The organism is Myxococcus eversor (assembly GCF_010894455.1).
GTDB lineage: Bacteria > Myxococcota > Myxococcia > Myxococcales > Myxococcaceae > Myxococcus > Myxococcus eversor.
In genome coordinates, this window is record NZ_JAAIXY010000004.1 from 528091 (window position 1) to 535624 (window position 7534).

3 protein-coding genes are annotated in these 7534 nt (G+C 70.5%); 2 read left to right on the top strand and 1 reads right to left on the bottom strand.

Annotation, left to right across the window (positions count from 1 at the left end; all coding sequences use genetic code 11):
- Positions 1-90 precede the first annotated feature (90 nt).
- Positions 91-912 (top strand): hypothetical protein, encoded by an 822-nt coding sequence (locus G4D83_RS11455; protein WP_163864724.1) that lies wholly within the window; start codon positions 91-93, stop codon positions 910-912.
- A 34-nt stretch (positions 913-946) separates the two neighbouring features.
- Here G4D83_RS11455 and G4D83_RS11460 read toward each other — a convergent pair whose 3' ends face one another.
- Positions 947-1927: an aldo/keto reductase gene (locus tag G4D83_RS11460; protein WP_163864725.1), complete on the bottom strand. Its 981-nt coding sequence runs from the start codon at positions 1925-1927 to the stop codon at positions 947-949.
- Positions 1928-2185: 258 nt separating this feature from the next.
- Between G4D83_RS11460 and G4D83_RS11465 the strand changes: the two genes are divergently transcribed.
- Positions 2186-7531 (top strand): non-ribosomal peptide synthetase, encoded by a 5346-nt coding sequence (locus G4D83_RS11465; protein WP_163864726.1) that lies wholly within the window; start codon positions 2186-2188, stop codon positions 7529-7531.
- The last annotated feature ends 3 nt before the right edge of the window (positions 7532-7534 follow it).

Below are 7534 nucleotides of genomic sequence, written 5' to 3' on the forward strand. Positions count from 1 at the left end.
AGAGATGGTTGCTCCCTGGGCCGCTGTGCGCCGGCTTGTCGCGACGATGTTACTTTAGGGGGAAGGCATCGCCCACCAAGGGGACCATTGATGCGTCGCTCCTCGCTGACCCTGTTGTTGCTCCTCTCCGCCACCGGGTGCTCGCGGTCCACCCTGGTGCGTCAGGGTCCTCCCGTCATCGTCGCCACGCCTGAGCTGGCGAAGGAGTCCGGCTTCGCGCCCTGGGCCATCTCCATGCCCTTCGGCCACGCGCAGGACGGCAGCGCGCTGGTGCTGAAGTTCCTGGAGCGCGCGGAGGCATCGGGGGCGCGCTACATCAGCAACGTCCAGGTGGTGTTCATGGCGAATGACGCGGGCACGGAGCTGGAGTGCCGCACGCAGTTGATGCCGGAGGGCCCCCTTCCGCCGTGGAAGGCCCTGGTTCGCACCGCCATGGCCGCGGGGGAGTACGCCCCGCTGCAGCTCGTCTCTCGCCCCATGCCGTTCGTGATGACGGTGTGTCAGCAGGTCATGGTGAACCAGACCGTGACGCAGGCCGTCCGCAGTGGTGTCATCCCCTCCAATGGCGGCTCCAACGCGCTGAGCTCCAGGACCTTCACGGAGTCGCGTCCTGAAACCCGCTGCGGGACGGCGACGGTGACGCGCACGCTCACCCGTTATGCGTTCGAGGACGCCGTCAACTACATGCCGCCGCGCATCGAACGAATCGTGGAGTCCCGCCCGGAGCTGAAGCTCCAGGAGTCGGTGGCCGAGTGCCTGCCGAGGGACCCCCGCGCTCCGCGCACCAACCGCATCGAGGCGCTGGCCTACGGCGGCTCCGGTCCTCGGGCCGCCTTCCTGGAGCTGCCCGCGCTCGCTCCGGTGGAGGCCCCGGTAGAGGCGTCGGAGCCCTCCAGCCGGGTGGACCTCTGACGCGCACTCGGCGGGGAGCGGACCGCCGCGCGGCTCACATGCCGCGCAGCGCGTGTGGCAGGTAGGGCGCCTCCAGGGCCTGGAGCTCCTCGGGCTGGAGCGTGAGGTCCACCGCGCGCATGGCGTCCTCCAGGTGCTCCATCTTCGTGGCGCCGATGATGGGCGCCGTCACCACGGGACGCGACAAGAGCCACGCCAGGGCCACCTGGGCGGCGGGCACGTTGCGAGCCTCGGCCACCCGTCGCGTGGCCTCCACCACGTCCCAGTCTCCTGGCTGGTCATACAGCACCGGCGCGTACGCATCCGTCTGCGCGCGCGGCGTCGCCTCCCGGTCTCCCAGTGACTTGCGCGTCCCCGAAAGCAGCCCGCGCGCGAGCGGAGACCAGGGGATGACGCCAATGCCCTCCGCCTCGCACAGGGGCAGCATCTCCCGCTCCTCCTCGCGGTAGACGAGGTTGTAGTGGTCCTGCATGGACACGAAGCGGGACCAGCCATTCAGGTCCGCCACGCCCAGGGCCCGCGCGAACTGCCACGCATACGTGGACGACGCGCCCAGGTAGCGCACCTTGCCCTGGCGGACGAGCTGATCCAACGCGGACAGCGTCTCCTCCAGCGGCGTGTGCGGGTCCATCCGGTGGATTTGATAGAGGTCGATGGTCTCCAGCCCCAGGCGTCTGAGGCTCGCCTCGCACGCCTGGATGATGTGCTTGCGGGACAGCCCTCGCATGTTGGGCCCGTCCCCCATGGGGAAGTACACCTTGGTGGCGACCACCACCTCTTCCATCCGCGCATAACGTCGCAGCGCGCGGCCCGTCACTTCTTCACTGACACCCAGCGAGTACATGTCCGCGGTGTCGAAGAAGTTGATGCCCATCTCCACCGCGCGCCGGAAGAACGGCTGCGAGGCTTCCTCGTTGAGGACCCACGGGCGCCACGAGGGAGTGCCGTAGCTCATGCAGCCCAGGCACAGGCGTGAGACGCGCAGGCCGGTGCGGCCCAGTTGGGTGTACTTCATGGAAGGGGCTCCTCTCGTCGGGTGTCGGGCGGCACATCGCCACGACCGGACGTGAATATGCAACCGGTCAACACGGATGTGCTGGGTCAATCGTGATGACGCGACTTTTCTGACTGCTCGGAATCCATTAAAAGTACGGCGAATCCAGGGGGCGTCAGCCGGAGCAGCAGGGACTTCGCCCCCGGGTTCACGGGACGCGTGTGTGCCGAGCTGAAACGGCTGCCGTCCCGCTGAAAAATCCCCCCCGGGACACTCGACATGCACTTGCCGACTCGCGCTGCCCCCGCCTCCGCGTTCGTTCGTCCAGAGGCCGCTACCCTCGTCGACGTGTGCCGCTCCCGGGCTGTGTCTCAGCCAACGGATCCCATCTTCACGTTTGTCGACGAAGAGGGGGAGCACACTGTCACCTATGCGGAGTTGGACGCGCAGGTGCGCGCGGTGGCGGCGCGACTCCAGCAAGAGATGGCGCCGGGAGACCGGGCGTTGCTCATGTATTCACCGGGGCGTGAGTACGTGGTGGGCTTCCTCGCGTGTCTGTATGCGGGCGTGGTGGCGGTGCCCGCGTATCCGCCGGATGTCATGCGGCTGGGGCGCACGCTGCCCCGGCTCCAGGCGCTGGTGGCGGACTGCGGCGCGCGCGTGGCGCTCACGACGTCCGGAATCTCGGAGCTGGTGGGGCCGCTCACCGAGGGACTGGAGGACCTGCGCGCGCTGCGCTGGTTGTCCACGGACACGGTGCCGCTGGCCGAGGCCGCGTCGTGGCGCGAGGCGGACGTGCGCGACGAAACGGTGGCGTTCCTCCAGTACACCTCCGGCTCCACCGGCTCGCCGCGCGGAGTGGTGCTGGCGCATCGGCAGTTGATGCACAACTGCGAGCTCATCTCCCGGAACTTCGACGCGAAGCCGAACCCGAGGTTCGTCTCGTGGCTGCCGCCGTACCACGACATGGGGCTCATTGGCGGCATCGTCCATCCTCTGTTCCGGGACATGCATGCGTCGCTGATGGCGCCGATGTTCTTCCTCCAGCGTCCCCTGCGGTGGCTGGAGGTCATCTCGCGCCATGGCGGCACGGTGAGCGGAGGGCCCAACTTCGCGTTCGACCTGTGCGTGCGCAAGAGCACACCGGAGGAGCGCGCCGCGCTGGACCTCAGTCGCTGGGAGGTGGCGTTCTGCGGCGCGGAGCCGGTGCGCGCGGAGACGATGGACCGCTTCGCCGAGGCCTTCGCGCCCGCGGGCTTCCGACGCCACGCGCTCTATCCCTGCTACGGGCTCGCGGAGGGGACGCTCATCGTCACGGGCCGCCAGCGCGTCGCGGAGCGTCCGGTGGAGCTGGTGGTGAAGCGCTTCTCGCGCGAGGGCCTGGAGCGGGGTGAGGCGCGAGCGCCTGGGAGCGCCGACGACGGGGCGGTGCTGGTGGGCAGTGGCGAGGTGCTGGGGGAGCAGGAGCTGCGCGTGGTGGACCCCCAGACGCGCGAGCCGAAGGCGCCAGGGCAGGTGGGCGAGCTGTGGGTGCGGGGGCCGAGCATCGCGGAGGGCTACTGGCAGCGTCCCGAGGAGACGGAGCGCGACTTCCACGGCCGACTCGCGGGGACGGGGGAGGGGCCCTTCTTGCGCACGGGAGACCTGGGCATCGTCGAGGACGGTGAGGTCTTCGTCACGGGCCGCTTGAAGGACGTGCTCATCCTGCGGGGGCGCAACCTCTATCCGCAGGATTTGGAGCTGACGGTGGAGCGCGGCCATCCGGCGCTGCGTCCGGGGTGTGGCGTCGCGTTCTCGGTGGAGGCGGAGGGCGAGGAGCGGCTCGTCATCGTCCAGGAGGTCTCCGGGAAGGCGGCGGAAGGAGGCGTCCTCGACGAGGCGCTCGCGCGCATCCGCGCCACGCTCGTGGAGGAGCACGGCGTGGCCGCGCACGCGGTGGTGCTCATCACCTCGGGGAGTCTGCCCAAGACGTCCAGCGGCAAGGTGCAGCGGCGCGTGACGAAGCAGGCGTTCCTCGCCGAGGACCTGGAGGTCGTGAGTGCGTGGCGGGAGAGCCGCGCGGACGTGCTCGCGCGGGACGAGGTGTCGACCGCGTCCGAGGCGCTGACTTCCGGAGACGTGTTGTCGTGGCTCTCCAGTGAGGTGGCGCGGAGGCTCGGTGTCGCCGCGAGCACGCTGGACGCCGAGGCGCCGCTCACGCAGTACGGGCTGGACTCGCTGCGGGGGCTGGATGTGATGCACGCGGTGCAGCAGACGTGGCGCGTGTCGCTGCCGCCCACGTTGTTGCTCCAGGGGCCGAGCCTGCGCGACGTGGCCGCTTGGGTGGAGCGCATGCGTGGCGCGGGAGGGGAGCCCACGGATGCTCCGGCCGACGCGCCGGATGTCGGGGACGCGACGCCGCATCTCTCGGACGGTCAGCGCGCGCTCTGGTTCCTCCAGCGGCTGGCGCCTGGGAGCACCGCGTATCACATCGCGCGCGCGATGCGCCTGTCGCGGGACGTGGACCTGGGGGGGCTCGCGCAGGCGTTCTCCGGACTCGTCACCCGTCATCCCGCGCTCGCGTGCGCGTTCCCCGAGGAGCGGGGTGAGCCGGTGCTCCGTCCCGCCGCCGCGCCCGTGCTGGAGCGGGAGTCCGCTCGGGGATGGACGGAGGCGGCCCTGCGCGAGCGACTGGACGCGGAGACGCACCGCCCCTTCGACCTGGAGCGTGGGCCGATGATGCGCATGCGGGTCTTCACCGACGTCGAGGGTGGCCCGGTGCTGCTGCTCGTCTTCCACCACCTCATCACCGACTTCTGGTCGCTGGAGGTGATGGCCGAGGAGCTGGGACTCCTCTACACCGCCGGCCTCCAGGGCGTACCCGCGACGCTGCCGTCACCCCCGGCTCCTGTCGCCCCCATCCTCCGCGCGCAGGAGGCGCTCCACACCGGGGCGCGAGGCGACGGGCTTCAGGCGTGGTGGCGCGAGAAGCTGAGCGGCGAGCTGCCGGTGCTGGAGCTGCCCGCCTCTGGCCCACGGCCTCGGCTCCAGTCCTTCCGAGGCGCCGCCGTGCCCTTCCGCGTGGAACCCGAGACGGCCTCTCGCCTGCTGTCGCTGGGGAGCGCGCGCGGCGCCACGCCCTTCATGGTGCTCCTGGCGGGCTACCTCGCGTTCCTGCGCCGCTACACCGGACACGAGGACTTGCTGGTGGGGACGCCGACGGCGGGCCGGGCTCGCGCGGACCTGGCGCGTCAGGTGGGCTACTTCGTCAACCCCGTGCCCCTTCGCGCCACCGTGACGAAGGGAATGTCGTTCTCCGCGCTGCTGGCCGAGGTGCGTGGCGTGGTGCTGGAGGCACTGGAGCACCAGGAGCTGCCCTTCGCGCGGCTCGTCGAGCGGCTCCAGCCTCGTCGCGATGCGTCGCGCGCGCCCGTGTTCCAGACGATGTTCGTGCTGCACTCAGGGCGTCCGGGGCGCGAAGCCCTCGCGCCCTTCGCGCTTGGAGGCGAGGGGACGCGAGTCCGGCTGGGCGCGCTGGAGCTGGAGTCCTTCCCGCTTCAGAACCAGGCAGCGGCCTTCGACCTGACGTTGTCGATGGCGGAGTCGCGAGGAGGCTTCGCGGCGAGCCTGGAGTACTGCACGGACCTGTTCGACACGGAGGTCGCCCGGCGCATGGCCCGTCACCTGGGGGCCTTGCTGGACGCGGCGTCGCGGACTCCCGACGTGCCCCTGTTGGACCTGCCCTTGCTGGACGAAGAAGAGCGGCGCGTGGCGCTGGCGACAGGTCGCGGGCGCGCGACGTCCGAGGCCCTGGCGCTGACGGGTCTTCACGAGGCCTTCGAGTCCTGGGTGGCCAGGACGCCCGAGGCCGAGGCGCTGGTATCGGGCGCGTCGCGATGGACGTACCGCGAGGTGAATGACTGGGCGGACAGGGTCGCGGCGAGACTGCGCCACCAGGGTGTGGGCCCCGAGAGTCGGGTCGGCGTGCAGATGGAGCGCGGAGGGCCCGAGGCGCTCATCGCCTTCCTCGCGGTGCTGAAGGCCGGTGGAACGGTGGTGCCGTTCGACCAGGGGTACCCTTCGGAGCGGGTCTCCTGGATGTTGAGTGATTCCGGCGCGCGCTGGCTGCTCGTCCAGGAGCGGCTCGCGCGGCGACTGACGCTGCCTCCGGAAGTGACGATGCTCCCCTGGGAGGAGCACGGTGCTCGTGACGCGCGAGACGGGGACTCGCCATCCGAGCCGCGCGCGCTGCCCTCGTCGGACTGCACGGCGTACATCATCTACACCTCCGGCAGCACGGGACGTCCGAAGGGGGTGATGGTGTCGCATCGCAGCGCCCTGCAACTGGTCGCGACGATTCGACAGGGCTTCGCGTTGTCCGCCGGTGCGAGGGTGCTCCAGTTCGCCTCACCGGCCTTCGATGTCTCCGTCTGGGAATACATCCAGGGCCTGATGACGGGCGCGACGCTGGTCCTGCCCCCTCCCGGCGAGGTGCTGGCGGGCGAGGTGCTGCACCGCGTGCTGCGAGAAGAGCGCATCCACCTGGTGACGCTCCCACCCTCGGCCTGCACGTTGCTGCCGGACACACCGCTGCCAGACTTGAAGACGCTCGTCTCCGCGGGTGAGCACTGTCCGGAGGACCTGGTGTCCCGCTTCGCTCCAGGGCGGGTGATGCTGAACGCCTACGGGCCCACGGAAGTCACCGTCTGCTCGGCGTGGTCCCCGTGTGTCGTGGGGACCGGGGCACCGGACATCGGCCCGCCCTTGCCTCATGTCGATGCCTACGTGCTCGACGAGTCCCTGCGGCCTGTTCCGCCCGGTGTAGCGGGAGAGCTGTTCCTGGGAGGCCTGGCCGTCGCGCGCGGCTACGAAGGTCGCCCGGACCTGACGGCGGAGCGTTTCATCCCGGACCCGTATGGCTCCGTGCCAGGGGCTCGCCTGTATCGAACTGGAGACCTGGCGCGCTGGCGTCCATCCGGCCACATCGACTTGCTGGGCCGGTTGGATGCACAGGTGAAGCTGCGCGGGTTCCGCATCGAGCCGGGTGAGGTGGAGGTGGCCCTGCGCGAGCTCGCGGGGATGCGGCAGGCCCATGTCCGGGTGTGGCGCCCGCCGGCGGGAGGAGAGCCTCGGCTCGTCGCTTACGTGGTGCCACCCGAAGGCGGGATGCCGACTCCAGGCGAAGTGCGAGCGAGTCTCCGCGCGCGTCTGCCGGAGCACCTCATCCCCGCGGACCTCGTCCCGTTGGAGGCACTGCCCTTGTTGTCCAGCGGCAAGGTGGACACGCGGGCCCTGCCGGCCCCGACGCGCTCGGCTCCCTCGGAGGGTGCGCCTCGCACGCCCTTGGAAGAGACGTTGGTCCAGGCATGGGCGGAGACGCTTGGGTATCCGACGGTGAGCGTGCATGCCCACTTCTTCGATGACCTGGGCGGCAGCTCGCTGTCGGCGGTGCGCGCGTGCGCCCGGCTGCGCGAGGTGCTCGGCCGGGACGTCCCCGTCACCCATTTCTTCGAGCATCCCACTGTCCACGCGCTGGCGCGGAGGCTGACCTCCGAGTCGGAGCCGGGGACGCAGAGCGTGAAGCATCAGGAGCGTGCGGAGGCCCGTCGTCAGGCCCTCCAGCGTCGCGGCGGAAGGAACAGCTGAGAC

What these genes read in the sequence shown, in the direction of transcription:
- G4D83_RS11460 (WP_163864725.1), bottom strand. Translation starts at nt 1,927, where the DNA reads ATGAAGTACACCCAACTGGGCCGCACCGGCCTGCGCGTCTCACGCCTG.
- G4D83_RS11465 (WP_163864726.1), top strand. Translation starts at nt 2,186, where the DNA reads ATGCACTTGCCGACTCGCGCTGCCCCCGCCTCCGCGTTCGTTCGTCCA.
- G4D83_RS11455 (WP_163864724.1), top strand. Translation starts at nt 91, where the DNA reads ATGCGTCGCTCCTCGCTGACCCTGTTGTTGCTCCTCTCCGCCACCGGG.